Annotated in this window: 25 protein-coding genes; 11 read left to right on the plus strand and 14 right to left on the minus strand. The window is 67.0% G+C overall.

Translation table 11 applies throughout. From position 1 onward, the window contains the following. Together ACWCPQ_RS31995 and ACWCPQ_RS32000 are read left to right on the plus strand one after the other, a co-directional pair. Window positions 1–222, plus strand: a 222-nt coding sequence (locus tag ACWCPQ_RS31995) for a hypothetical protein (RefSeq protein ID WP_036544191.1), incomplete at its 5' end; no start/stop codon positions are given. A 111-nt stretch (window positions 223–333) separates the two neighbouring features. Continuing rightward, window positions 334–4,287, plus strand: coding sequence for a DNA-directed RNA polymerase subunit beta' (locus ACWCPQ_RS32000; protein ID WP_449905897.1), 3,954 nt, complete (start codon window positions 334–336; stop codon window positions 4,285–4,287). Here ACWCPQ_RS32000 and ACWCPQ_RS32005 read toward each other — a convergent pair. After that, a complete protein-coding gene (locus ACWCPQ_RS32005) occupies window positions 4,271–4,891 on the minus strand; it encodes a TetR/AcrR family transcriptional regulator (RefSeq protein ID WP_449905900.1) in 621 nt (206 codons plus the stop codon). The two genes, ACWCPQ_RS32000 and ACWCPQ_RS32005, sit on opposite strands and share 17 nt — an antisense overlap. Before the next feature lie 505 nt (window positions 4,892–5,396). Here ACWCPQ_RS32005 and ACWCPQ_RS32010 point away from each other — a divergent pair. Continuing rightward, complete coding sequence (locus ACWCPQ_RS32010; RefSeq protein WP_449905903.1) at window positions 5,397–7,610, plus strand: hypothetical protein; 2,214 nt, start codon at window positions 5,397–5,399, stop codon at window positions 7,608–7,610. Between the two features lie 118 nt (window positions 7,611–7,728). On the opposite strand, the gene ACWCPQ_RS32015 is transcribed toward ACWCPQ_RS32010, so the two are convergent. Continuing rightward, on the minus strand, window positions 7,729–8,595 hold the full coding sequence (locus ACWCPQ_RS32015; RefSeq protein WP_449905906.1) for a formate/nitrite transporter family protein: 867 nt from the start codon (window positions 8,593–8,595) through the stop codon (window positions 7,729–7,731). A gap of 252 nt (window positions 8,596–8,847) precedes the next feature. On the opposite strand from ACWCPQ_RS32015, the gene cynS reads away from it, so the two are divergent. Then, on the plus strand, window positions 8,848–9,297 hold the full coding sequence (gene cynS, locus ACWCPQ_RS32020; RefSeq protein ID WP_449905909.1) for a cyanase: 450 nt from the start codon (window positions 8,848–8,850) through the stop codon (window positions 9,295–9,297). 24 nt (window positions 9,298–9,321) lie between these two features. On the opposite strand, the gene ACWCPQ_RS32025 is transcribed toward cynS, so the two are convergent. Further along, window positions 9,322–9,783 (minus strand): MarR family winged helix-turn-helix transcriptional regulator, encoded by a 462-nt coding sequence (locus ACWCPQ_RS32025; protein ID WP_449905910.1) that lies wholly within the window; start codon window positions 9,781–9,783, stop codon window positions 9,322–9,324. An 82-nt stretch (window positions 9,784–9,865) separates the two neighbouring features. On the opposite strand from ACWCPQ_RS32025, the gene ACWCPQ_RS32030 reads away from it, so the two are divergent. The 3 genes from ACWCPQ_RS32030 to ACWCPQ_RS32040 are packed head-to-tail and all read left to right on the plus strand — an operon-like array spanning window position 9,866 to window position 11,108. Further along, window positions 9,866–10,273: a VOC family protein gene (locus ACWCPQ_RS32030; RefSeq protein ID WP_449905913.1), complete on the plus strand. Its 408-nt coding sequence runs from the start codon at window positions 9,866–9,868 to the stop codon at window positions 10,271–10,273. 32 nt (window positions 10,274–10,305) lie between these two features. Continuing rightward, a complete protein-coding gene (locus ACWCPQ_RS32035) occupies window positions 10,306–10,638 on the plus strand; it encodes an ArsR/SmtB family transcription factor (RefSeq protein ID WP_449905915.1) in 333 nt (110 codons plus the stop codon). Beyond that, complete coding sequence (locus ACWCPQ_RS32040) at window positions 10,635–11,108, plus strand: SRPBCC family protein (RefSeq protein ID WP_449905918.1); 474 nt, start codon at window positions 10,635–10,637, stop codon at window positions 11,106–11,108. The genes ACWCPQ_RS32035 and ACWCPQ_RS32040 overlap by 4 nt, the downstream gene beginning before the upstream one ends. A gap of 144 nt (window positions 11,109–11,252) precedes the next feature. Here the strand turns inward: ACWCPQ_RS32040 and ACWCPQ_RS32045 are convergent, their stop codons facing one another. Next, on the minus strand, window positions 11,253–12,266 hold the full coding sequence (locus ACWCPQ_RS32045) for an aldo/keto reductase (protein ID WP_449905921.1): 1,014 nt from the start codon (window positions 12,264–12,266) through the stop codon (window positions 11,253–11,255). 101 nt (window positions 12,267–12,367) lie between these two features. Between ACWCPQ_RS32045 and ACWCPQ_RS32050 the strand changes: the two genes are divergently transcribed. Next, complete coding sequence (locus ACWCPQ_RS32050) at window positions 12,368–13,258, plus strand: helix-turn-helix transcriptional regulator (RefSeq protein ID WP_449905924.1); 891 nt, start codon at window positions 12,368–12,370, stop codon at window positions 13,256–13,258. Here the strand turns inward: ACWCPQ_RS32050 and ACWCPQ_RS32055 are convergent. From ACWCPQ_RS32055 to ACWCPQ_RS32070, 4 genes are all read right to left on the minus strand, one after another. Next, window positions 13,219–14,235, minus strand: a complete 1,017-nt coding sequence (locus ACWCPQ_RS32055) for an aldo/keto reductase (RefSeq protein WP_449905927.1) — start codon at window positions 14,233–14,235, stop codon at window positions 13,219–13,221. The two genes, ACWCPQ_RS32050 and ACWCPQ_RS32055, sit on opposite strands and share 40 nt — an antisense overlap. Window positions 14,236–14,251: 16 nt before the next feature. Further along, on the minus strand, window positions 14,252–14,698 hold the full coding sequence (locus tag ACWCPQ_RS32060) for a MerR family transcriptional regulator (protein WP_449905930.1): 447 nt from the start codon (window positions 14,696–14,698) through the stop codon (window positions 14,252–14,254). 125 nt (window positions 14,699–14,823) lie between these two features. Continuing rightward, entirely contained in the window at window positions 14,824–15,807 is a 984-nt protein-coding gene (locus ACWCPQ_RS32065) for a pirin family protein (RefSeq protein ID WP_449905933.1), read from the minus strand. Beyond that, a complete protein-coding gene (locus ACWCPQ_RS32070; protein WP_449905935.1) occupies window positions 15,800–16,105 on the minus strand; it encodes a GNAT family N-acetyltransferase in 306 nt (101 codons plus the stop codon). The genes ACWCPQ_RS32065 and ACWCPQ_RS32070 overlap by 8 nt, the downstream gene beginning before the upstream one ends. Before the next feature lie 209 nt (window positions 16,106–16,314). On the opposite strand from ACWCPQ_RS32070, the gene ACWCPQ_RS32075 reads away from it, so the two are divergent. After that, window positions 16,315–16,515, plus strand: a complete 201-nt coding sequence (locus tag ACWCPQ_RS32075; protein WP_449905938.1) for a hypothetical protein — start codon at window positions 16,315–16,317, stop codon at window positions 16,513–16,515. A 3-nt stretch (window positions 16,516–16,518) separates the two neighbouring features. Here the strand turns inward: ACWCPQ_RS32075 and ACWCPQ_RS32080 are convergent, their stop codons facing one another. Continuing rightward, window positions 16,519–17,010 (minus strand): SixA phosphatase family protein, encoded by a 492-nt coding sequence (locus ACWCPQ_RS32080; RefSeq protein ID WP_449905940.1) that lies wholly within the window; start codon window positions 17,008–17,010, stop codon window positions 16,519–16,521. Window positions 17,011–17,186: 176 nt separating this feature from the next. Between ACWCPQ_RS32080 and ACWCPQ_RS32085 the strand changes: the two genes are divergently transcribed. Continuing rightward, window positions 17,187–18,863, plus strand: coding sequence for a 4Fe-4S binding protein (locus ACWCPQ_RS32085; protein ID WP_449905943.1), 1,677 nt, complete (start codon window positions 17,187–17,189; stop codon window positions 18,861–18,863). 262 nt (window positions 18,864–19,125) lie between these two features. On the opposite strand, the gene ACWCPQ_RS32090 is transcribed toward ACWCPQ_RS32085, so the two are convergent. From ACWCPQ_RS32090 to ACWCPQ_RS32105, 4 genes are all read right to left on the minus strand, one after another. Beyond that, complete coding sequence (locus ACWCPQ_RS32090; protein ID WP_449905946.1) at window positions 19,126–19,251, minus strand: hypothetical protein; 126 nt, start codon at window positions 19,249–19,251, stop codon at window positions 19,126–19,128. A 74-nt stretch (window positions 19,252–19,325) separates the two neighbouring features. Beyond that, window positions 19,326–20,096 (minus strand): acyl-[acyl-carrier-protein] thioesterase, encoded by a 771-nt coding sequence (locus ACWCPQ_RS32095; RefSeq protein ID WP_449905949.1) that lies wholly within the window; start codon window positions 20,094–20,096, stop codon window positions 19,326–19,328. A gap of 127 nt (window positions 20,097–20,223) precedes the next feature. Next, the gene (locus ACWCPQ_RS32100) at window positions 20,224–21,357 is read right to left on the minus strand and encodes a transglycosylase SLT domain-containing protein (protein WP_449905952.1); all 1,134 of its coding nucleotides are present in this window, start codon (window positions 21,355–21,357) and stop codon (window positions 20,224–20,226) included. Then, the gene (locus ACWCPQ_RS32105; protein WP_449905954.1) at window positions 21,354–21,686 is read right to left on the minus strand and encodes a type VII secretion target; all 333 of its coding nucleotides are present in this window, start codon (window positions 21,684–21,686) and stop codon (window positions 21,354–21,356) included. The genes ACWCPQ_RS32100 and ACWCPQ_RS32105 overlap by 4 nt, the downstream gene beginning before the upstream one ends. A gap of 245 nt (window positions 21,687–21,931) precedes the next feature. Between ACWCPQ_RS32105 and ACWCPQ_RS32110 the strand changes: the two genes are divergently transcribed. Further along, entirely contained in the window at window positions 21,932–22,906 is a 975-nt protein-coding gene (locus ACWCPQ_RS32110; protein WP_449905957.1) for an NADPH:quinone oxidoreductase family protein, read from the plus strand. Between the two features lie 46 nt (window positions 22,907–22,952). On the opposite strand, the gene ACWCPQ_RS32115 is transcribed toward ACWCPQ_RS32110, so the two are convergent. Next, entirely contained in the window at window positions 22,953–23,198 is a 246-nt protein-coding gene (locus tag ACWCPQ_RS32115; RefSeq protein ID WP_449905960.1) for a hypothetical protein, read from the minus strand. Window positions 23,199–23,407: the final 209 nt, after the last annotated feature.

Genomic DNA, 23,407 nt, shown 5'->3' on the forward strand with positions numbered 1-23,407 from the left:
GTCAAGGGCGAGAACATTCCGGAGCCCGGCATCCCGGAATCGTTCAAGGTTCTGCTCAAGGAACTCCAGTCACTGTGCCTCAACGTCGAGGTGCTGTCGTCGGACGGCGCCGCGATCGAGATGCGCGACGGCGACGACGAGGATCTCGAGCGGGCGGCGGCCAATCTGGGCATCAACCTGTCCCGGAACGAAGCGGCCACCGTCGACGATCTGGCGAACTAGGGCGTCGGCCGGGTGCCGTAGCCGGATTGCGGCTCGGTACCCGGCCGCCGCGTTCGAATCCAATAGAGAACTTTTGCTCGTATTCGACCCGCACAGGGGAAAGGAAGTTACGTGCTAGACGTCAACTTCTTCGATGAACTCCGGATCGGCCTGGCCACCGCCGACGACATCCGCCAGTGGTCCTACGGCGAGGTGAAGAAGCCGGAGACCATCAACTACCGCACGCTCAAGCCGGAGAAGGACGGCTTGTTCTGCGAGAAGATCTTCGGTCCCACCCGGGACTGGGAGTGCTACTGCGGTAAGTACAAGCGCGTCCGCTTCAAGGGCATCATCTGTGAGCGCTGCGGCGTCGAGGTGACCCGCGCCAAGGTGCGCCGTGAGCGGATGGGCCATATCGAGCTGGCCGCTCCGGTCACCCACATCTGGTATTTCAAGGGTGTGCCGAGCCGGCTCGGCTACCTGCTCGACCTGGCGCCGAAGGATCTGGAAAAGATCATCTACTTCGCTGCCTACGTCATCACCGCCGTCGACGACGAGATGCGGCACAACGAGCTGTCCACGCTCGAGGCGGAGATGGAGGTCGAGAAGAAGACCGTCGCCGATCAGCGTGACGCCGATCTCGAGGCACGGGCGCAGAAGCTCGAGGCCGATCTGGCCGAGCTCGAGGCCGAAGGCGCCAAATCCGACGTCCGCCGCAAGGTCAAGGACGGCGGCGAGCGGGAGATGAAGCAGCTCCGCGACCGGGCCCAGCGTGAGCTGGACCGGCTCGACGAGATCTGGACCACCTTCACGAAGCTGGCCCCCAAGCAGCTGATCGTGGACGAGGTGCTCTACCGCGAGATCACCGACCGCTACGGCGAGTACTTCACCGGCGCGATGGGCGCGGAGTCCATCCAGAAGCTGATGGAGAACTTCGATATCGAGGCCGAAGCCGAGAACCTGCGGGAGACCATCCGCAGCGGTAAGGGTCAGAAGAAGCTGCGTGCGCTCAAGCGGCTCAAGGTCGTCGCGGCGTTCCAGACCAACGGCAACTCGCCGATGGGTATGGTGCTCGACGCCGTTCCGGTGATCCCGCCGGAGCTGCGGCCGATGGTCCAGCTCGACGGTGGCCGTTTCGCCACCTCCGACCTGAACGACCTCTACCGTCGCGTCATCAACCGCAACAACCGCCTCAAGCGACTGATCGACCTCGGTGCTCCCGAGATCATCGTCAACAACGAGAAGCGGATGCTGCAGGAATCCGTGGACGCGCTGTTCGACAACGGCCGTCGCGGCCGGCCGGTCACCGGTCCGGGTAACCGCCCGCTGAAGTCCCTGAGCGATCTGCTCAAGGGTAAGCAGGGTCGTTTCCGTCAGAACCTGCTCGGTAAGCGTGTGGATTACTCCGGTCGCTCTGTCATTGTTGTAGGCCCGCAGCTGAAGCTGCACCAGTGCGGTCTGCCCAAGCTGATGGCGCTGGAGCTGTTCAAGCCGTTCGTGATGAAGCGGCTGGTCGACCTGAACCACGCGCAGAACATCAAATCCGCCAAGCGGATGGTGGAGCGGCAGCGGCCGCAGGTGTGGGATGTCCTCGAAGAGGTCATCGCCGAACACCCCGTGCTGTTGAACCGTGCGCCCACCCTGCACCGCCTCGGTATCCAGGCCTTCGAGCCGCAGCTGGTCGAGGGTAAGGCCATCCAGCTGCACCCGCTGGTCTGTGAGGCGTTCAACGCCGACTTCGACGGTGACCAGATGGCCGTGCACCTGCCGCTGTCGGCGGAGGCGCAGGCCGAGGCCCGCATCCTGATGCTGTCCTCGAACAACATCCTGTCTCCGGCGTCGGGTCGCCCGCTGGCCATGCCCCGTCTGGACATGGTCACGGGTCTGTACTACCTGACCCGGTTCGACGAAGGCGCCAAGGGCGAGTACCAGCCCGCGACCGCTGATGCGCCGGAGCAGGGCGTGTACTCCTCGCCGGCCGAAGCGCAGATGGCGGTCGACCGTGGTGAGCTGACCGTACGGTCGAACATCAAGGTGCGGCTGACCGATCAGCGTCCGCAGAAGGAAGTCGAAGCGGAACTGTTCCCCGAGGGCTGGCGGCGCGGTGACGCGTGGACGACTCAGACCACGCTGGGCCGGGTCCTGTTCAACGAACTGCTGCCCGCGGACTACGCGTTCATCAACGAGCCGATGCCGAAGAAGCGGCAGGCGACGATCATCAACGATCTCGCCGAGCGCTACCCGATGATCGTGGTCGCCCAGACCGTCGACAAGCTCAAGGACGCCGGCTTCTACTGGGCCACGCGTTCGGGTGTCACCGTCTCCATGTCGGACGTGCTCGTTCCGCCGGAGAAGGCCGAGATCATGGAGCGTTACGAGGCGCAGTCCGATCAGATCGAGAAGAAGTACCAGCGTGGTGCTCTCGATCACCAGGAGCGCAACAATGCCCTGGTCAAGATCTGGCAGGAGGCCACCGAAGAGGTCGGCCGCGCGCTGCGGGCGCACTACCCGGCCGATAACCCGATCATCACGATCGTCGATTCGGGCGCCACGGGTAACTTCACCCAGACCCGTACCCTCGCCGGTATGAAGGGCCTGGTGACGAACCCGAAGGGTGAGTTCATCCCGCGGCCGATCAAGTCCTCCTTCCGTGAGGGCCTGACGGTGCTGGAGTACTTCATCAACACCCACGGTGCTCGTAAGGGTCTGGCCGATACCGCGCTGCGTACCGCCGACTCGGGTTACCTGACCCGTCGTCTGGTGGACGTCTCGCAGGACGTCATCGTGCGTGAGCACGATTGCGCCACCGAGCGCGGCATCATCGTGCACATCGCCGAGAAGCAGGCCGACGGCACGCTGATCCGCGACGCGCACGTGGAGACCTCGGCCTACGCTCGTACGCTGGCTGCCGACGCGCTCGACGAGAACGGCAACGTCGTGGTCGGCAAGGGCGCGGACCTGGGCGACCCCGCGATCGAGGCGCTGCTGGACGCCGGTATCACCGAGGTGAAGGTCCGCTCCGTGCTGACCTGCACCACCGGTACCGGAGTCTGTGCGACCTGCTACGGCCGCTCGATGGCCACCGGCAAGCTGGTCGATATCGGCGAGGCCGTCGGTATCGTCGCCGCGCAGTCCATCGGTGAGCCCGGTACCCAGCTGACCATGCGTACCTTCCACCAGGGTGGTGTCGCGGGTGATGACATCACCGGCGGTCTGCCTCGCGTGCAGGAGCTCTTCGAGGCCCGTGTCCCCAAGGGCAAGGCGCCGATCGCGGAGGTCTCGGGCCGGGTGCGGCTGGAGGACGACGACCGCTTCTACAAGATCACCATCATTCCCGACGACGGCGGGGACGATGTGGTCTACGACAAGCTGTCCAAGCGTCAGCGGCTGCGGGTGTTCAAGCACGACGACGGCACCGAGCGGCTGCTCTCCGACGGCGATCATGTCGAGGTCGGCCAGCAGTTGCTGGAAGGCGCGGCGGATCCGCACGAGGTGCTGCGTGTGATGGGCCCCCGGCAGGTGCAGATCCACCTGGTCCACGAGGTCCAGGAGGTCTACCGGAGCCAGGGTGTGTCGATCCACGACAAGCACATCGAGGTCATCGTCCGCCAGATGCTGCGCCGGGTGACGATCATCGACTCGGGCGCCACCGAGTTCCTGCCCGGTTCGCTCACCGAGCGTGCCGAGTTCGAGGCGTCCAACCGCCGGGTCGTCGCCGAGGGCGGCGAGCCCGCGGCCGGACGTCCGGTGCTGATGGGTATCACCAAGGCGTCGCTGGCCACCGATTCGTGGCTGTCGGCGGCGTCCTTCCAGGAGACCACCCGAGTCCTGACGGACGCGGCGATCAACTGCCGCTCCGACCGGCTCATCGGCCTCAAGGAGAACGTGATCATCGGTAAGCTGATCCCGGCCGGTACCGGTATCAACCGCTACCGCAACATCCAGGTCCAGCCGACCGAAGAGGCTCGTGCCGCGGCGTACGCGGTGCCGTCCTACGACGACACCTACTACAGCCCGGAGGGCTTCGGCGCCACCACCGGTGCCGCCGTTCCGCTGGACGACTACGGATTCAGCGACTACCGGTAATCGGTAGGTAGCAACAGCATTCGGCCCCCGCATCGCCAACGATGCGGGGGCCGAATATTTTGGTTTCACGTCGTGCGGCGGCGCTCCAGGCCGTCCATGAAGGTGGCCGGCCCGAATTCGAAACTGCTGTCCGGGGCGGCGTTGTATCCGGTGCCGGCCGCGCTTTCCACTGGCGCGTAGCCGGGGGAACCGCATCGCGATCTCGGTCGCGGCCGTCATGGTTTCGTGCGGCCGGCGCCGTCGGAGGTACCGAGCCATGGTCGTCGTGCCGTGATTTGTTCTCGCCGTGCAGTAGATAGGACGACTGCGCCTGCACCAGCCAAGGGTGTCGGCTCATCATCCGGTACATGCCGGTGGCCATCGCCTCGGCGGCCGTGCGCCAGGACAGTGTGTCCGGATCGGGAAGTGCCACCTCCGCCCAGACCTCGTCGGTGGCGAGCCGGACCAGGTTGTCCTTGTTTTCGACGTGCCAGTACATGGCCGTCGCCGCCGAATCGAGGCGCTTGCCCAGGCTGCGCATGTTCGGTCCGTCCAGCCCCGCTTCGTCGAGCAGGGTGATGGCGGCGGTGACCATCTGCGGGCGGGTCAGGGTGTCGTGGGGCATGGCACAACCATGAACGTCATCGTCGCTGTCCTCGCAGTGGGCGTCGCCGCGGCGCCCCTCACGGCGGCCGGATCCCCGACTGGACCTGGACCTCCAGAAGCTGCGGAATACCGTGGTGTTCGCGGCAGCAGCGCTCGGTATCGCGGTGACTCTGCTCGGCTGACCGGCAGCGCCGAGGATTCGGCCCGCTCCGCTCGGGACGGGCCGAAGTCGTTCTCTACGTGGGCGATTGCGATCGAACGCGTCCCTCGTGGAGGTGAACCCAGCCTTTCGATCATGTTGCGCGGATATGTCGTCGAGCCGAATTGCGGCGAATAATGTTGCAGCGCACTGTCTGCCGACGTCGTCGAACAGTCTCGGATCCGACGACCGCCGGAGGGTCATGTCAAGCCGAACGCCCCTGTTCACCAGCCGTACTCGCATACGCCGATCCCGGTGTGTAGACAGCGACGAACACGTGCCGAACTCGCGCCGACGGCGGTGGGTCCGGCGGCTGGCGGTTCTCGTGATCGCCCTGTTCGTTCTTCCCGCGGTGCTCGGCGCCACCGCACTGGCCGCGTCGGGTGACTACGAATCGGTCGCGAATTCCGGCTTTCCCGCCCTGAACTGGATGAATATCCGGGATTCCCGAGGCCTCGAGCTCACGCACTACCGGTTCGCCACCTCGGCGGGCAGTTTGTTCGAACCGCTGGAGACCGCGATCGCCGTCGTGCTCGGTCTGGAATTCGCCGGTTATATCGTCATCGTGACGAGTGCGATCTGGGTGATCGGCTACACGATGAGCTTCCACTGGCTCGATCCGTTCGGCCGGGCGTTGGCCGGCATCGCCAAAAGCCTGGACGCGCAGATCGGTATCCCGATGGTGCTCATCGTCGCCGCCTCCATCGGTGCGTTCATTGTCGCCTGGTTCGTCCTGCGCGGTTTCCACGCGCGGGCGGCGACCCAGGTGGTCACGATGATCGGAGTCGCGGTGATCGGCCCCATCTTCATGGCCGAGCCCCTGGAGGATGTGCTGTCCTCACACGGGTTGATGTCGCAGGGGCGAGATCTCGGAATCTCGGTCGCGGCCGGTCTCACCGGGCACACCTATGCCGACCCCGCCGGACTGGTGGCGACGATGCAGGAGAACCTGGCCGACAATTTCGCCCGGCAACCGGTGCAGGTGTGGAATTTCGGGCATGTCATCGATGATCGGGCGGCCTGCGCGGCCGGTTGGACGGCGGGATTGCAGCAGGGTTCGGAGGCCTCGGTGGTGTCCGGACTCCGTGGGTGCGGCGATATGGCGGCCTATCACGCGGCGATGAATCCGAGTATGGGCCAGGTCGGTTCGGGTCTGGTCATGCTGCTCTGCGCCGGGGTTCTGCTCGCCTTCGGGGCCTACCTTTCGGTGAAGATCATCTGGTCGGCCCTCGATTCCGTTTTCCACGGTTTCGCGGCGATCTTCGGTTTCGCGGCCGGTGGTTTCGTCTACGGTCCGACACAGACCTTCCTGGTGCGCAATCTCGTGGACAGTTTCTACGGCGCTGTGGTGATGGCGGTCTACATCATCTATCTCGGGGTGTACGTACTGTTCCTGGACAATCTCTTCGACCAGGCGGAAGGCCAGGCCACCGTGGTGCTGATCCTCGGCGCCGTGGTGGAGATCGTCGGGTTGTTGCAGTTCCGGCGACTGGCCGCCGCCCTGCGCCAGGGCAACGAGTGGATCGTCAATCGGTTCGCGCTCGCCCTGCAGCAGGGACCGGGCGGCGGTGGTGGTGCGGGAGGCGGCGGGGGGACGGCGCTCGGTATGGGGTCCAGCGGTCTCGGGAATTCCGGGGTCCCGGGACTCGGCCTGATCGCTGGTGCCGCCGCGCTCAGCACCCTGAACAACAACCCGGCTTCGGCCTGGTTGTTCAACCGGGTGTCGCCGCTGGAACCGCATTCGATGAAGCGGCAGAGCGCGATGCTCGACCAGTGGGGTGTGTGGAACGCCCGATGGAACGGCGAGAAGGCCGGTGGCCCGGACGGGTTCGCCACCCATGCCTACCTCGATCGACTACATCTCACGCACGCTGCCCGCGATGCGACCGCCGTCGCCGGGGCGGCCGGTCGCGGTGGGGTGAATACCGCGCGCGGTGCGGCCGCCGCGGTCGACGGGGTACTGGTCGGCGGCGGTGCGTTTCTCGGCCAGGTGGCCGCCTCGCTGCGCGGTGCGGGGTTCACCGACGAGGATATGATCCAGCGCGCCGTGGAAGCGCGAGGATACATATACAAGCACGCGGGGGATGTGTCACTGACCGATAAGAATCTGGCCGAAGTCGTCGCAGCCTCCAACTACGCCGCGGCGATGAACACTCCGGCAGCCGACGCGGAACTGGAGCGGGCTGTCCTCTCCTATGCGTTCGGCCGGGGCGGAGTCGAGTTGACAGGTCCGGCGCGCCGGGTGGGCGCGGAGTATCTGGCCGCACCGAGCCGGGCAGGGTTGAACCGGATCCAAAAAGTCGCGTCCGGGGAGGAGGCGGCGGAGTACTCCGCCGACGACGCCGCTCAACTACTGCGCTGGATCGGCGACGAACATGCCGCCGATGTCTCTGCGGCCATGTCCGATTACATCGCCGATCCTTCGAACGCGGAGCGCCGACGCCGCTATTTCGCCGCGCAGAACGCGGCTATCGACACCGACTACTGGGCGGCCGAGGCGACCCGGTCGCCCGCCTCGGCCATGGCGCCCGCCCGCTGAGCGGCGGCGCGGGCCCCTACTCCGGTGTTCCTCGGCGGACGGCCCCAGCGGCAGGGGGGCGCCCCTGCTCTCCGGCTCGCCCGCGGTGACTCGGGTCGCTATCGGGTGGCACCGCGGCTCAGGCCCGCGTGGCGACCGGCTCGGCAACGGCCGCGGGCTCGGTTTCGGTGACGACGGGTCGGGGCCGCGGCGTGCCGGTACGCGCGTGGGTGGCGTAGAGCGTGAGGCCGACGAAGGCCAGACCGCCTACCAGATTTCCGATCACGGTGGGTATCTCGTTCCAGATCAGATAATCACCGATCGAGAAATCGCCGCCCAGCAGCAGTCCTGAGGGGAACAGGAACATATTGACGATCGAATGCTCGAACCCCATGTAGAAGAACAGCATGATCGGCATCCACATGGCGATCACTTTGCCCGATACCGAGGTCGACATCATCGCCGCGACCACTCCCGTGGAGACCATCCAATTGCACAGCACACCGCGAACGAAGAGGGTGAGCATTCCCGCCGCACCGTGGTCGGCATAGCCGACTGTGCGTGATACACCGATTTCGCCGAGTCGCTGGCCGACTTCGTTGGGATCCATCGAGAAACCCATGGTCACGATGATCGCCATCATGATCGCGACGGTGAACGCGCCCAGGAAGTTCCCGGCGAAGACCAGACCCCAGTTGCGTAACAGGGCCCGCCAGGTGACCCCGGGCCGGCGATCCAGCCAGGCCAGCGGAACAAGTGTGAAAACACCTGTGAGCAGGTCGAATCCGAGTAAGTAGAGCATGCAGAAGCCGACCGGGAACAGTACTGCGCCGAGTAGCGCCTCACCGGTCTGCACCGTGACGGTGACCGCGAATGCCGCGGCGAGTGCCAGGATCGCCCCGGCCATATAGGCGCGGATCACCGTATCGCGGGTGGACATGAATGCCTTTGTTTCGCCGGCGTCGATCATTTCTCCGACGAAATCCGCTGGTTTGAGATAAGACATGACACGCCCTTCGGTTGTGGTCTTTCGTGCCGAAGTGTGCGGTGCCGAGATTTCCTGCCGGTGTCGACCCGAGCGCACCCGTGTTACCGGGCCCTCACCGGATTCCCTCCGGTGTACTGCCGTCGCTGCGCGACCTCGTGCAACAGTCACCGGTGTACGCGATTTCGCGAAGGTGAACATTGTGATACCGATTCGGTTCACTGCGCCCGGTGATGGGAGGCTTTCGATGTTTCCCGATGCTAGGAGTCTCGTATGGAACCGATCATGAGCAAGCGCGCGGCCGCCGATCTCGTCGTCGCCGCTCGTATCCGTCAGGGGATCTCCTGGGCCGATATCGCCGAGGCGCTCGGTGCTCCGCTGGTGTGGACCACCGCCGCGTTGCTGGGACAGCATCCGATGACTCCGGAGCAGGCCGGTAGGGTCTGCGGGCTCCTGGGACTGGACGATGCGGTGGCCGAGAGCCTGGCGTTGCAGCCGGCCCGCGGTATCGATCCGGCCCTGATGAGCGACCCCACCATCTACCGCCTGGTGGAGGCGGTCTCGGTGTACGGACCGGCCTTGAAGGAGCTCATCCACGAGGAGTTCGGCGACGGAATCATGAGTGCGATCAACTTCAAGGTCGATTTCGCGCGTCGCTCCGACCCCGACGGTGATCGTGTCGTCATCACCCTCGACGGGAAGTTCCTCGACTACCGGTGGTGAGGCGGGCCGTCGACCGGTCGTATCTCAGCCGTTGTGGGGCAGTTCGTCGGCCAGGCGCTGGAGGTATCCGGCGAGCCGGCGCCGGTCGGCCGGGGACCAGTCGTCGGTGAGCCGGTCGAAGATCCGGCGTTGCCAATCGTGGGCGTCGGACAACAGCCGGTCGCCGGCCGGAGTGAGGTGTAGTGCGGTGCGCCGCCGGTCGAGGTCGGATTCGCGGCGGGTCAGATAGCCGGCCGCGGTGGCGTCGCGGACCATCCGGCTGGCGCCGGAGTGGTCGAGACCGAGCTGATGGGCGACCGCGGTGATGGTGGCCTCGGCCGGTGCTTCGGCGGCCCCGGCCACCGCTTCCACCACCTGGACATACGCGGCATTGCGCAGTTCGGTGCCGTGCTCGCCGGAACCGCGCTGTATCCAGCGCCGGGACCAGAACCGAACAAGCCGGAACAGGGCGGGCCCGCCGTCTGCGGGAGTGGAGCTGCCGCTCATGTAGACCAATCTATCCTCTTCGGGAAATAGCGTGTCTTCCGCATGTATATTATATGCGTATCGCATGCAAATGATCGGAGGGATGATGGCTGCCGAATCGGATGTGCCACGGCCGGAGCCGGGCATCGTGCTGAACCACACCATCGTGCCCGCGCACGATCGCGCGACGGGTGCGGCGTTCTTCGCCGGGCTCCTGGGCCTGTCGGTGGGTGATTCGGCCGGCCCGTTCGTCCCGGTGCGGGTGAATCGTGAGCTGACCTTCGATTTCGACGACCGGGGGCGGGTCGAGCCGGGTCACTACGGCTTTCTGGTGGACGACCCGACCTTCGATGCGGTGCTGCGATGGCTGGCTCGGCGGCCCGGGGTGCAGTTCGGTTCGGGCCCGGAGCGCGGCTGGGATCGGGATATCAACCGTCTGGGCGGCGGTCGCGGCGTGTACGTCCGATCGCCCGAGGGGCACAGCTACGAGCTGTTCACAGTTGCCGGTTGACATCCGGTTCGTGCCGTTCAATACTGAACTAGATGGTTCAGTATGAGTTCTTGGACGCCTCCTTCGGAGCTCTCGCGGACCCCACTCGCCGGGGCATCCTCGAGCGGCTCGGTCGTGGTCCCGCCACCGTCAGCGAGCTGGCGGATGACTTCTCGATGACCCTCACCGGCATCAAGAAGCACATCCGGCTGCTCGAGGACGCGGGCATGGTGGTCACGGAGAAACGTGGCCGGGTCCGGTACTGCCGGATCGGTCCCGATGTGTTCGAACGGGAGATGGCCTGGCTCCAGAGCTACCGGCAGATGCTGGAGGCGCGCATGGACCGTCTCGGCGAATTCCTGCAACGAACGGAGCACGAACAATGAGCACTGCCACCGAACAAGCCGTTGTCACACCGGCCGCGGATCGCGAAATCCGCATCGAACGGGTTTTCAACGCGCCCCGCGAGCGGGTCTGGGACGCCTACACCCGGCTCGAACAGCTCACCCAGTGGTGGGGCCGGGGTAATCGGATCGATGTGGAACGCTGGGAGTTCCGGGTCGGCGGGCACTGGCGCTTCGTCGAACACGCCGACGGACAGTCGCACGGGTTCGAGGGGCGCATCCGGGAGATAGTGCCGCAGGAGCGGATCGTGCAGTCCTTCGAATGGGACGGTATGCCCGCCCATGTCGCCATCGACGCGGCGACCTTCGAGGATCTCGGCGACGGGCGTACCCGGGTGGTCACCGTGAGTCAGTTCCACACTCCGGAGGAGCGGGACGGCATGCTGCAGTCGGGTATGGCGGACGGGCTCAACGCCAGCTACCGGGCACTGGACGCACTGCTGGGGAACTAGCTGTCGGTACCGGAAGCCGGACCGGGCCCCGAATGTGTCGGGACCCGGTCCGGCGAAAACGGACGGGCCGATTGCCGCTCCCGGGAGCCGGCGGCGACAGGTGGCGGTGGTGGCACTGCCGGATCGTCCGGACCCGGTCCGGTCTCAGCGCTCGCTGTCCAACGCGCCCATCTGGGACTGCGCATATCGGCTACCCGCCACGCTCGCGGCAGGGACGGCGGCTTCGACGGCCGCGATATCCGCGTCGGTGAGCGAGACGTCGAGCGCGCCGAGCGCCTCCGACCAGCGGGGCCGGGTGCGCGCGCCGATCACCGGAACGATATCGCCGCCCCGGCTGAGCACCCAGGCGATGGCGAGCTGGGCAGTGGACACGCCCTTACGCTGTGCGAGCGCGGCCAAGGCGTCGACCAGTCTCAGGTTGGCAGTGAGATTGTCACCTTGGAAACGGGGCGTGTGCGGCCGGTAGTCCGACTGCCCGAATCCGGTGGTGCGACCGAGAGCCGTATCGCTGAGCAGGCCGCGGGAGAGCACACCGTAGGCGGTGATACCGATGCCGAGCTCGCGGCACACGGGCAGGATCTCGGTTTCGATCCCGCGCGAGAACAGCGAGTACTCGATCTGTAGATCGGCGATCGGATGTACCGCGGCGGCCCGGCGCAGTGTTTCCGCGCCCACTTCGGACAGGCCGATATGCCGCACATATCCCGCTTCGACCAATTCGGCGAGGGCGCCGACGGTGTCCTCGATCGGCACCGCCGGGTCCAGCCGTGCCGGGCGGTAGATATCGACATGATCCACCCCGAGCCGACGCAGGCTGTAGCTCAGGAAGTTGCGCAAGGCGGCCGGTCGGCTGTCGAACCCCTGCCAGGTCCCGTCCGGGCCGATCATCGCGCCGAACTTCACACTGAGAATCGTCTCCTCGCGCGGCCGGTCGGCGATGGCCCGGCCGACCAGCAGTTCGTTGTGGCCCATCCCGTAGAAATCGCCGGTGTCGATCAGCCGGGCGCCGGAATCGAGCGCGGAATGGACGGTGGCCACCGATTCGGTGTCGTCGGCCGGGCCGTAGGAACCCGACATTCCCATCGCGCCGAGCCCGACCCGTCCGACTGCCGGTCCGGTGCTGCCCAGTTGTGCGGCTGCGATCTGTGTATTCGTCATGGCGTCCACGGTGGCGCAGCGTCCGCGGCCGCGGCAGAGACGCTTTATCGGGGGAGCGGCGATCCCTGGCTGACCGCGCGGCGGTGCGCGACAGTGGAGATATGGATCGCAGCGAACTCGCCGACTTCCTCCGCCGCCGCCGGGAACAGCTCACCACCGAGGCGGTCGGGCTGCCGCCGGGCACCCGGCGGCGCACCCCGGGCCTGCGCCGGGACGAGGTGGCGCAGCTGGCGGGTATCTCCACCGACTACTACACGCGGTTGGAGCAGGCCCGCGGTCCACGGCCGTCCACCCAGGTACTCGCGTCGCTCACCCGTGCGCTGCGATGCACCGGCGACGAACGTGATCACGTCTATCTGCTCTGCGATCACGCGCCGCCCGGTGGCAGCCGGACCGATAGACATGTGGGTCCGGGACTGATGCACGTACTGGCGAAACTGGACGATATCCCGGCGGCGGTGATCACCGACCTCGGCGAATGCCTGGTGCAGAACCGGATGCACATCCTGTTGTTCGGCGACCAGGCCCAGCAGCAGGGCCGGGGGCGGTTCGTCGCCTGGCGGTGGTTCACCGATCCGGAGGCCCGGGTGAACGCCGCGGCGGGGGACGTGGACCGGCTGTCCCGGCGGCAGGTGGCCGATCTGCGGGCCACCGCGGCGCGGCGGCCGAAGGATCCCGATGTCGTCGAGTTCATCGGTGCGCTGCGCGGCGCGAGCACGGAGTTCGACCGGCTCTGGAACGAACACGAGGTGTCGGTCCGGCTCTCCGACACCAAATCCGCCGTCCATCCGGAACTGGGCGTGATCGATATCTTCTGCGAAACCCTGCTCACGCCCAATGCCACCCAGCGACTGCTCATCTACTGGCCGCTGCCGGGTACCGATGCCGCGGAGAAGATGGAACTGCTCCGCGTCATCGGCACCCAGCGGCTGGATACGCCCGAACCGCCGTCCTACTCGCGGCCCGCCGATGTCAGCGACATATCCGGGTAACGCTGCCCGGCCACCTGCCCGGCGATCGGCTCCAGCTGGTCCAGTTCCGCGGCGGTCAAGGTGACGGTCGCGGCCCCGGCATTCTCCGCGAGCCGGGTCCGGCGCCGGGTACCCGGAATGGGGACCACCGGCAATCCGTGCACCTGCGCCCGGGCCTGTACCCAGGCCAGCGCGATCTGCGCGGAGGTGAGCCCACGGTCCCGCGCGATGGTGTGCAGAGGTGCCAGCAGCGCGGCATTGTGCGCGGCGTTGTCGCCGGTGAAGCGGGGCATGTTCCGCCGGAAATCGCCTTCGGCCAGATCGTTCGCGCTGGGCAGAGCGCCGGTGAGGAAGCCGCGGCCCAACGGTGAGTAGGGCACGAAGGCGACGCCCAGCTCGGCGGCGGCGGGTACGGCCGTGCGCTCGACATCACGGGAGAACAGCGACCACTCCGACTGCACCGCCGCGATCGGATGGACCGCGTGCGCCGCGCGCAGCTCGTCGCCGGTGACCTCGGAGAGGCCGAGCGCGCGTACCTTGCCCGCCCGTACCAGTTCGGCCATGGCGCCCACACTGTCCGCGAGCGGTACCCGGGGATCACGCCGGTGCATGTAGTACAGGTCGATGGTGTCGACGCCGAGCCTGCGGAGGCTGGCGTCCACGGCCGCGCGGATGTACTCCGGTGAATTGTCGACACCGCGATAGGTCGGGTCGTCGGCTTTGCGGACAAGTGCGAATTTCGTGGCCAGGACGATCCGGTCCCGATTGGCGCGCACGAAATCGCTCAGGAATTCCTCGTTGTCACCGGAACCGTAGATATCGGCGGTATCGAACAGGGTGATCCCGAGTTCGAGGGCCCGCTCCAGGGTCGCGCGGGATTCCGCGCGATCGGTGGGGCCGTAGAACTCGCTCATCCCCATACAACCCAGCCCCTGTACACCGACCCGGATTCCATCGGTGCCCAGTGTGGTGGTCGGCAGTACTGCGGAGTCGGTCATGGTCTCGGGTATCCCTTCACGAAGCGGCGTTGTCGGTGGACCGGACGGTGTCACTGAGGGTGTGCTGTTCGTAGATCGAGATCTTGTGATCCAGCACCGCCACGGTCTGCTCCAGTTCGGCGATACGTTCGAGGACATCGGCGCGGGTCTTGCGGAACATCGCGAGCCGTTCGGGGATCGTGCTCGCGCCGGCGCGGACCAGCTCGGCGTACCTGATCATGTCCGCCACCGTCATACCGGTGGTACGCAATCGGGTGATCAGGGTCAGCCAATCCAGGTCCCGGTCGCTGAACCGGCGTTTGCCGGTGTGATCGCGGCCGATATGGGCCAGCAGACCGATGCGCTCGTACCAGCGCAGGGTGTCCTGGCTCAGCCCGCAGTGCCGGGCGGCGGCCCCGATCGAATGCCGGGGGAGCTCCCGTGCCGGGTCGGTAACGTCCAGGCTGGGTCCGGAAATGCTCACGGGGCTACCTTTCTTGCCGAAAGTCGTTGCGCCACAGTGTTTTATCTGTTGCGCCCGATATCCTCTCGTCGAACAGGGACAACGTTATCCACCTGGAGTGCACTCCAGGCAAGCGCTGATCCGGATCAGCTGATGCGTGGCCGCCGAGCCCGGGGTTTCAACTGGCCGCCGGGCAGCGGCGGCGCCGGAATACGCTGGTCGGGCGTGTGGCCGGCGATATCACCGAAGCGTTCGGCGTCGTGCGACTCCCAATCCGTGCGGGCCGCCACGATCTCCGCGTGGTTGCGGGCGACGAAGTTCCACCACATGACCAGCTCCTCCGCGAGCGGCTCCCCGCCGATCAGGGCGAACCGGCCGCCGGAGTCGCTGGACAGTTCCAGACTGTCGCGGCCGGTCCCCAGATACAGCAGCGGTCCGGGGGTGAGCTCGATCCCGGCGGCGGTCACCGTGCCCTCGACGACCAGCAAGGCGTATTCGAACTCGGGATTCGCCGGCAGCGTCACCGCCGTGACCGGATCGATCTCGATATCGGCCCCCACCAGCGGGGTGTAGGTGATCGCGGGCGAGGTGATCCCGGCGAGTGAGCCCAGCAGTACCGTCGCCCGTAATCCCGGGGCGGTGTACACGGGCAGCTCTCGGTGCTGTTCGAAATGCGGCGCGATCTCACGGTGGTCGTCGGGCAGCGCGATCCACAGCTGCAATCCGCGCCCGGCCGGGGCGTCGGGGACCGTGTACTCCGAATGGGCGATACCGCGGCCGGAGGTCATCAGGTTGAGCTGGCCCGGTTCGATCCGTACATCCGAACGCACCGAATCCCGGTGCCGGATCATCCCCTCGAACGGCCAGGTGACGGTCTGCAGGCCGATATGCGGATGCGGATCGATATCGGGCGGTGCGCCGGTGACGGTGACCGTGGGCGCGCCGAAGTAGTCCAGGAAGCACCAGGCCCCGACCGTCGGCAGGTCCCGTTGCGGCAGGGTCCGTTCCACGTAGGTGCCGCGCACCCCGCCCAGCGGAACCTCACGCGCCGGATACAACCGGGCTACCGGCCCGGGCCCGACGCCCGGTTCGCAGAGGGTCTCGGCCGGATGCGGATCGAGATCACTCACCGAGGCCGACCACATGGTCGTTGTACTGCGGATGCTTCTCCAGGTAGGCGCGGATGAACGGGCATTCCGGCCGGATCCTGCGCCCGCGCTCCACGGTGTCGGTGATCGCGAATTCGGCGAGCCGGCTGCCCAGCCCCTTCCCGCCGAATTCCGGGTCGATCTCGGTGTGGGTGAAGACGGTTTCGGAGCCCTGCTCGGTGTACTCCGCGAATCCGGCCAGTTCGGCGCCGTACCACACCTCATAACGGTTCTCGCCGGGGTTGCGCAGTACCTTGCTCTGTTCGGTCGCCTCGGTCATCGCCGCAGCTCCTCTCCGCATCCGGATATCTCTGAACACGTATCTCTGAACACGACGGCCGGTGGCCGTGCCGCCGAGCGCCAGCGTACTCAGGCCGGACCGGTCGGCGCCGGGCCGGCCGGGCAGCCGGAGCCGCACTGTCCAGGGGGCTCGCCACCACGTACCCGCGTGTCCCGGCACAGCCGGGATCGGCCACGTAACCTGGGAACATGGCCAAGGAAATCGACCGGGTCCGGGCACGTTCGGCGTGGGCCACGGTCAAGGAGAGCCCGGTGATCACCGCCATCGCGGTGGCGCCGATCGTGGTGGTGTTCGGTCTGGTCTGGTGGCTGATCGGCGGCTGGGCGGCCTTCCTGCTGCTCGTCGTGCTCGGCGCCGGAGCGGTGTTCGGCGGCAAACTGCTGCGCTGAGCGTCAGCGCGGGACGTGGAAGGTCACCAGGTCGCCCGACCCCGGGCCGACCCGGTCCCATTCGCCGGTGAATCGCAGCACCGCCAGTGCCGATGTCGGGAATTTGCGGCTCAACCGCAGGGCGTCTTCGGTATCGTGCGCGGTCGCGAGATCCCAGGCCGTCCAGGGCATGCCCGGGGCGTGGCCGATTATCAGCAGGGTCGAGATCGCCGGGTCGGTGAGGCCCACGAGTTCCACCAGATAGTCGGTTTCCGCCTCGTAGATCCCCGACTCGAACTCGACCGGTGCGTCCACGCCGGTAGCGGTGAGCGTTTCCCGGGTACGGGTCGCGGTGGAGCAGCGGACCGCGTCGATCGGCGGCTGGGTCGCCCGCAGCCACGCACCGGCCAGCGCCGCTTCACGGTGCCCGCGCGGCGCCAGCGGGCGCTCATGGTCGTCGACTCCGGCCGGATACGCCGACTTCCCATGCCGCATCAAGATCAGAGTTCGAGCCATGTGACCACCGTAGGCACCCTCGGTGCGGAGATCCATAACACACTCGAGGCAAACTGAAAGCGGCGTCACAATGGAGGGTGGGCCGGCGACCCCGGTCCACGCTCAGTCGTCACGCCCTGCCAACCGCGACCCGGACGGCACCAGCCCGCACATAAGTCTCGAGGATCTGCACAAATATGGCCTACGTAATCACGCAGCGTTGCTGCAACGACGCGAGCTGCGTTTCCGAGTGCCCGGTCGACTGCATCCGCCCGACTCCGGATCAGCCGGAATTCGCCACGACCGAAATGCTCTACATCGACCCCGACACCTGTATCGACTGTGGCGCCTGTGTCGACGCGTGCCCGGTGGAGGCCATCTTCTCCGAGGACGATCTGTCCGCGTCGCTGGCCCGCTTCCGGGATATCAACGCGGCCTGGTTCGAGCGGCATCCGCTGGAATCGAACCTGGATCCCATCTCGACCCCGGTGCGCCCGCCCAAGGAATTGGGCACACTACGGGTCGCGATCGTCGGTGCCGGCCCGGCGGCCGCCTACGCGGCCGACGAATTGCTGCGGCGCTGCGATGTGCAGGTGGAGATGTTCGACCGGCTGCCCACCCCGTGGGGGCTCGTCCGCGCGGGCGTGGCACCCGACCATCCGGGTACGAAAACGGTCGCGGGCATGTTCGAATCGGCGTTCCGCCGCGACACCCTGCAGTACTACCTGAACGTCGAGGTCGGCAAACACATCACCCATGAGGAACTGCTGGCACATCATCACGCCGTCCTCTACGCGGTGGGTGCCTCCTCGGACCGGCGCATGGGTATCCCGGGCGAGGACCTGTCCGGTAGCCACTCCGCCACCGAGTTCGTGGCCTGGTACAACGGGCACCCCGACTACGCGGACCGCACTTTCGACCTCTCCGGTGAACGAGCCGTCATCGTCGGCAACGGCAATGTCGCGCTCGATATCGCCCGGGTGCTGACCGTGCATCCCGACGAACTCGCGAAAACCGATATCGCCGATCACGCCCTCGCCGCGTTGCGGAGCAGCAACATCCGCGAGGTCGTGGTGCTCGGCCGGCGTGGACCGCTCCAGGCGGCCTACACCTCACCGGAGTTCCTGGCGCTGGCGCATCTGTCCGGTGTCGATATCGTGATCGACCCGGCCGAACTGGAACTCGACCCGGCATCTCAGGCACTGCTCGACCACCCGGACGTCGAACCCTCGCTGAAGCTGAAGTACGCGCTCGCCGAGGAATTCGCCGCGAAACCGGCCACCGACGGCAACAAGCGGATCGTGTTCAAGTACCTGGCCGCCCCCACCGCGGTCACCGGTACGGACAAGGTCGAGGGACTCGAATACGCCCGCAACGAGCTGGTGGAAGAGGACGGAATCCTCAACGCCCGCCCCACCAGCGAGTCCGGGAGCCTGCCCGCATCCCTGGTCCTGCGGTCGATCGGCTATCGCGGACAGCCGATTCCGGATCTGCCGTTCGACGACCGGCGCGCGGTCGTCCCCAACGAACACGGCCGGGTGACCGGCGCGGACGGCCAACCGGTAACCGGTGTGTACGTCAGCGGCTGGATCAAACGCGGCCCGCGCGGGGTCATCGGTTCGAACCGGGTCGATTCCGAGGAAACGGTGGAAGGACTGATCGCCGACTTCATCGCCGGCAAACTGGTCGCCCCCACGGCCGACCGGGACGCGCTGCGGGCCCTGGTCCAGGAGCGCCAGCCCGATCTGGTGGACCGCGTCGGCTGGAAGGCCATCGACCAGGCCGAACGTGGCGCCGGTAAGGATTCGGGTCGCCCCCGGGTCAAGTTCACCACCCTCGCGGACCTCCTGCAGGCGGCCAAAGGCGGTAGCTGACCGGCGGGTGTGCCGATAGCCGATGATGGGCCGTGCCGCGGAGTCGTCCGAGGCGCGGCCCATAGTCGTCGGCAGAGGCCCCGTCCAGATGCGGCCCCGGCCCCCCACACCCATCTCCGGGCTCGCAGGCCTCAACCCCGCGCCGCCGCAGGCGGCGCCGAAAACACAGCGCCTTCACAAGCAGGTCGCGTGCGTTGTGACACGGCATGCGTTGTGACACGGCATGCGCCCGACACCACGAGCGCCCGGTCGCACAGCACGCTCATAGCTCGGTTGCGTGCCCGGAGGGGCTGGTGAGTGTGGTTTTGCGCCGACGCAGCAGCACGCGGCGGCCGATTGTCGTATCGGTGGCCACGATGCCCCCGACACCGAGTTCCACGGCTACCACCGGTCGATCTCCGGCGTGCCGCACACGGGCCGGTGATCGCCGAGTACCGCCGATTTCAGCCGGTTCTTGCGGGCCTAAAGGGGTGCGACGCGGACGATGGTGGTGGTGATCCCGTCGGCCACGAACCACATGCGCAGCGTGGGGCGGCCGGTTGTCCGGTCGCCGGGTTCGTATCGGCTGCGGACGCTGATGTGCTGGCGGGCCAGTACCGGTGCGACGTACTCGATGACCGCGCGATGCGGGCCGCTGACCAGTTTCGGGTAGTCGACCAGATACTGCTCGACAGCCTGCCAGTAGCAGGTGTTGTTCACATGGTTGTACTGGTCGATATCGGTGGCCCGCAGCGGGAACGGCAGGTCGGTTTCGGATTCCGGTGGGGCAGTGTCGGTCAGCCAGGGCCGCCAGCGCAGCCGTTGTTCGGCGGTGGTCTGCGCGAGGTAGGCCAGGCCCGCGTCGCTGATGCGGGCGGGCATATTGTTCGACTCGTTGATATTGATCCAGAAACCTTCGGTTTCGATCAGGCCGCCGCGATCGCTGGTGATCCGGACCCGCATATTCGCCCAGCGGGTGGACATGCTCGAACACCAGCGACGCAGCTGGACGCGGTCGGGCCAGAGCACCGGCCGGACCACGTCGATGACGGTGCGCCGGATGATCCAGCTCGGGTCGCTGCGCTCCAGGACCGATTGCTGGAGGTGTTCCCAGGCGATGTCCTGCAGGTAGCGGGCGACGCCGTCGAGGCGTAGACGGTTGTACGGGTCCACGTCGCCGGCTCGCACCGGCCACGCCGTAACGAACCCCATGCCCTCCTGGGGAAGCGGGGCGAGCGGCTGATCGAGTGACACTTGTGCTCCTCGCGCGGCGGGCTGGGCCGCGGTACTTCTGCGTGTTTCCTGTGAGACGACTTTACGGGGCCTGTGTCACCGCGCCACGCCGAGCCGCCTGTTCGCCGTGTTCGGCGTGTGCCGGTGGTCAGTATCCGACGTAGCCGGAGCCGTCGGAGACCCCGACCACCCCGGGGACGTTGCCGAGCGAACCGTACCGCTCGATGGCATATCGGGTACCGGCGATGATGTTGTCCACCGGGTTCCAGATATCGCCGTGGCCGGGCAGCGAGTAGGAGTTGAAGGTGGGGTCGATGGTCTGCATGAGACCCTTCGACGGGATGCCCGCTGCGGCGTTGCTGTCCCAGAGGTTGATCGCGTTCGGGTTGCCGCCGGATTCGCGTTCGATGATCAGGGCGATGGTGGCGGCCTCGGAATCATCGATATCGTAGCCGTTCTCGCGCAGTACCCGGATGGCCTCTTTTATCCATTCCGCCTGGTCGCCGGTGGGCATGGGGGCCGCCGCGCCGGCGGACAGTGCGGGGTTGCCGGAATCGCTGTCGGTCGAGGTCCCGCCCATCAGGGATGCAGTCGGGGAGCCGCCGGTGGCGGGGTATCCGGACTTGCTCGGCGGAGTGTCTCCGGCTGCCGGGTTTCCGGTGGCCGCGGGCGCCGTCGGCGCGGCGGCGGGAGCGGTTCCGGGATCACCCAGTACGCCGTAGGCGTGTTCCAGTTCGGTGACCGCCTGCTGGATCTGGGTGGTCGCCCGGGTCGCCGTGTCCTCGGCGGTTTTCAAGGCGTTGACGATATGCCACTGGTAGGAGGCCGCCACCAGTCGCTGCCCCAGCTCGGTCCGCTGCATCTCGGGGGAGTCGGCGGTATCTCCGGCGGATCGGCGCAAATAGTCGATCCGCGCCTGTGCCGTAACGGTGCCGTCGTCGGCCACGTCGAAGGCGGGCAGGGGCGGTTGCGCTGTATTGCGCGCGTTGTCCCGCATCAGCAGGACTTTGTTCTTCGCCTCGATCAGGTTGGCCACTTCGGCGCGCAGAGCGGTGTCGAGTTTCAACAGGGCCGCGCTCACCGTTCCGGTCCGCGTACGTTCGGTGTCCATCCGGGTGCCGGCGGCGGCGCTCGCGGGCCCGGCCCAGTCCATCGCCCGGGTATCGGTGGCCGCGGTTCCGGTGAGCTGGTCGAGCCGGCCTGCCATCGTGTTCGCGTGGTCGGCGGCCGCGGTGAGATGGTCGGCCTGCCACTGTTCGACATCGCCGATGGTGAGGGTCATACCGCGGTCTCCAGTCCGACGGTGGTGAGCGCCGCGGTGACTTCCGCTTCGGTCATTTCGTAGTCGCCCGCGCTGGTGCGCAGCGTGGCGGCGACGGTCGTCAACCGGTCGGCGATCCGGTGCAGGCAGGATGCGGTGAGGTCGGTGGCGCGCTGAGCGGCCGGGCCGAAACCGGTGCCGGGTAGCGCGGTCGCAGCCGCGGCCAGCACTCCCGCGGTATCGAGTCCGGTGACCGCGGCTGCCTCGCTGTCGAGCCGGCCGGTGAAACCGCGCAGCAGACCGGGGTCGACCCGTACGGTTGTGCCGGGTGTGTTCGTCTCTTCGTTCATTTGTGTCCCCCGGAGATTCCCGCCCGTTCCTTCGCGGCCGAGCCTAACAAAACGGCCTGTTCCCCGAGGTGTGCTCGACCAGCGGCGATCGGCCGGACAGCGGGGTGGGTGCGGATCGACCGGCCCCGGGCGGGGGATGGACTTCGGCCGGTCGTGCCCATTAGGTTGATGAGGACGGGTGGATTGGTACATATCGACTGGTGCGTCTCTATAACCGCCGGTCGGCGAAACAGAGAGGTCGGCATATGCGTGCAGCTCAGGTCAGCAAACTCGAAGGGCCGGAAGCGATCGAGATCGTCGATATCCCGGAACCGCGGCCGCTGCCGGGAGGTGTGGTGATCGACGTACACGCCGCCGGCGTCGCCTTCCCCGACGTACTGATGACCCGTGGGCTCTATCAGATGAAACCGCCGATGCCTTTCGTGGTCGGCGGTGAGGTCGCCGGCGTGGTGCGCGAAGCCCCCGAGGGGTCGCATGTGAAACCCGGTGACCGGGTCTGCGCCCTGACCATGCTCGGCAATGCCATGGCCGAGGTCGCCACGACCACCGCCGAGATGGTTTTCCGGCTTCCGGACAACATCTCCTTCGAGGCCGGCGCCGGAATCCTGTTCAACGACCTCACGGTGCACTTCTGCCTGCGCAACCGAGGTCGCCTCGCCGAAGGAGAAACCGTGCTGGTGCACGGCGCGGCGGGCGGTATCGGTACCTCCACCCTCCGGCTGGCCGGGGCGCTCGGCGCGGGCCGGGTGATCGCGGTGGTGAGCACCGAGGAGAAGGCCGAGATCGCCCGCGCGCACGGCGCCACCGACGTCGTACTCACCGACGGCTGGCTGGACCGGGTCAGGGAACTCACCGACAACCGCGGTGTGGATATCGTGCTCGACCCGGTGGGCGGTGACCGGTTCACCGACAGCATCCGATCGCTCGCCCGCGGCGGGCGCCTGCTGGTGGTGGGTTTCACCGGCGGCGATATCCCGACCGTGAAGGTGAACCGGCTGCTGCTGAAGAACGTCGAGGTCGTCGGCGCCGGCTGGGGTGAGTGGGTGCTGTCGCATCCGGGTTACCTCCTCGAACAGTGGGCGGAGGTGGAGCCGCTGCTCGCCTCCGGCAAGATCCCCGCGCCGCAACCGGTGCTGTTCCCGCTGGAGCAGGCCGCGGACGCGGTCGCGTCGCTGGAAACCCGTGCCGCCACCGGCAAGGTCGTGGTGACGGTCCGCTGATTCATCCGGCCCACAGCGCGGAGCGGCTGTGGGCCGGATGTCCTCGTCAGCGGTGGTTGTAGTCCAAGTTGGCCGGGCCCGCGTAGTTGCTCGGATCGACCGGATAGCAGCCGTACTTACCGGGGATGCCCTCGATGCTCTCTATCCGCTCCAGCTCCGTCATGCAGGCTTCGCTGGTGGGGAACCAATGCGGAAGATAGGGGGCCTCGGTGGCCGCGGCCGTTCCGGCGGTACCCAGAAGTGCGATTCCGATCGTCGCGGCGACGAGCACCGACTGAGCGATTCTCTTCATATTTTGTTTCTCCATGCGTTCGTCCGGTAGTTCGAAGGTCGTGCCGAACAGGCGGGTCGGGCCGCCTGTTCGATCCGGGCGCGTATGCGGCGGTAATGTTCGTGCGGCCGCGATCCCGTCATGTGAGTTCATGAACCCCCCTGTGCGCGAATCGAATCGACCGGAACGCGAATTCCTCGCCGCGACTGCCGGAACCTTCGATCGTCGGG

The sequence above is a fragment of the Nocardia sp. NPDC001965 genome (assembly GCF_053594175.1).

Excerpts from the sequence above, each read along its gene's own strand:
- ACWCPQ_RS32070 (WP_449905935.1), bottom strand. The coding sequence starts at position 16,105 with ATGACCGAGGCGACCGAACAGAGCAAGGTACTGCGCAACCCCGGCGAG.
- ACWCPQ_RS32030 (WP_449905913.1), top strand. The coding sequence starts at position 9,866 with ATGATGGCTGCCGAATCGGATGTGCCACGGCCGGAGCCGGGCATCGTG.
- ACWCPQ_RS32055 (WP_449905927.1), bottom strand. The coding sequence starts at position 14,235 with ATGACCGACTCCGCAGTACTGCCGACCACCACACTGGGCACCGATGGA.
- ACWCPQ_RS32100 (WP_449905952.1), bottom strand. The coding sequence starts at position 21,357 with ATGACCCTCACCATCGGCGATGTCGAACAGTGGCAGGCCGACCATCTC.
- ACWCPQ_RS32015 (WP_449905906.1), bottom strand. The coding sequence starts at position 8,595 with ATGTCTTATCTCAAACCAGCGGATTTCGTCGGAGAAATGATCGACGCC.
- ACWCPQ_RS32080 (WP_449905940.1), bottom strand. The coding sequence starts at position 17,010 with ATGGCTCGAACTCTGATCTTGATGCGGCATGGGAAGTCGGCGTATCCG.
- ACWCPQ_RS32025 (WP_449905910.1), bottom strand. The coding sequence starts at position 9,783 with ATGAGCGGCAGCTCCACTCCCGCAGACGGCGGGCCCGCCCTGTTCCGG.
- ACWCPQ_RS32050 (WP_449905924.1), top strand. The coding sequence starts at position 12,368 with ATGGATCGCAGCGAACTCGCCGACTTCCTCCGCCGCCGCCGGGAACAG.
- ACWCPQ_RS32035 (WP_449905915.1), top strand. The coding sequence starts at position 10,306 with ATGGTTCAGTATGAGTTCTTGGACGCCTCCTTCGGAGCTCTCGCGGAC.
- ACWCPQ_RS32045 (WP_449905921.1), bottom strand. The coding sequence starts at position 12,266 with ATGACGAATACACAGATCGCAGCCGCACAACTGGGCAGCACCGGACCG.
- ACWCPQ_RS32110 (WP_449905957.1), top strand. The coding sequence starts at position 21,932 with ATGCGTGCAGCTCAGGTCAGCAAACTCGAAGGGCCGGAAGCGATCGAG.
- ACWCPQ_RS32085 (WP_449905943.1), top strand. The coding sequence starts at position 17,187 with ATGGCCTACGTAATCACGCAGCGTTGCTGCAACGACGCGAGCTGCGTT.
- ACWCPQ_RS32005 (WP_449905900.1), bottom strand. The coding sequence starts at position 4,891 with ATGCCCCACGACACCCTGACCCGCCCGCAGATGGTCACCGCCGCCATC.
- ACWCPQ_RS32105 (WP_449905954.1), bottom strand. The coding sequence starts at position 21,686 with ATGAACGAAGAGACGAACACACCCGGCACAACCGTACGGGTCGACCCC.
- ACWCPQ_RS32040 (WP_449905918.1), top strand. The coding sequence starts at position 10,635 with ATGAGCACTGCCACCGAACAAGCCGTTGTCACACCGGCCGCGGATCGC.
- ACWCPQ_RS32115 (WP_449905960.1), bottom strand. The coding sequence starts at position 23,198 with ATGAAGAGAATCGCTCAGTCGGTGCTCGTCGCCGCGACGATCGGAATC.
- cynS (WP_449905909.1), top strand. The coding sequence starts at position 8,848 with ATGGAACCGATCATGAGCAAGCGCGCGGCCGCCGATCTCGTCGTCGCC.
- ACWCPQ_RS32075 (WP_449905938.1), top strand. The coding sequence starts at position 16,315 with ATGGCCAAGGAAATCGACCGGGTCCGGGCACGTTCGGCGTGGGCCACG.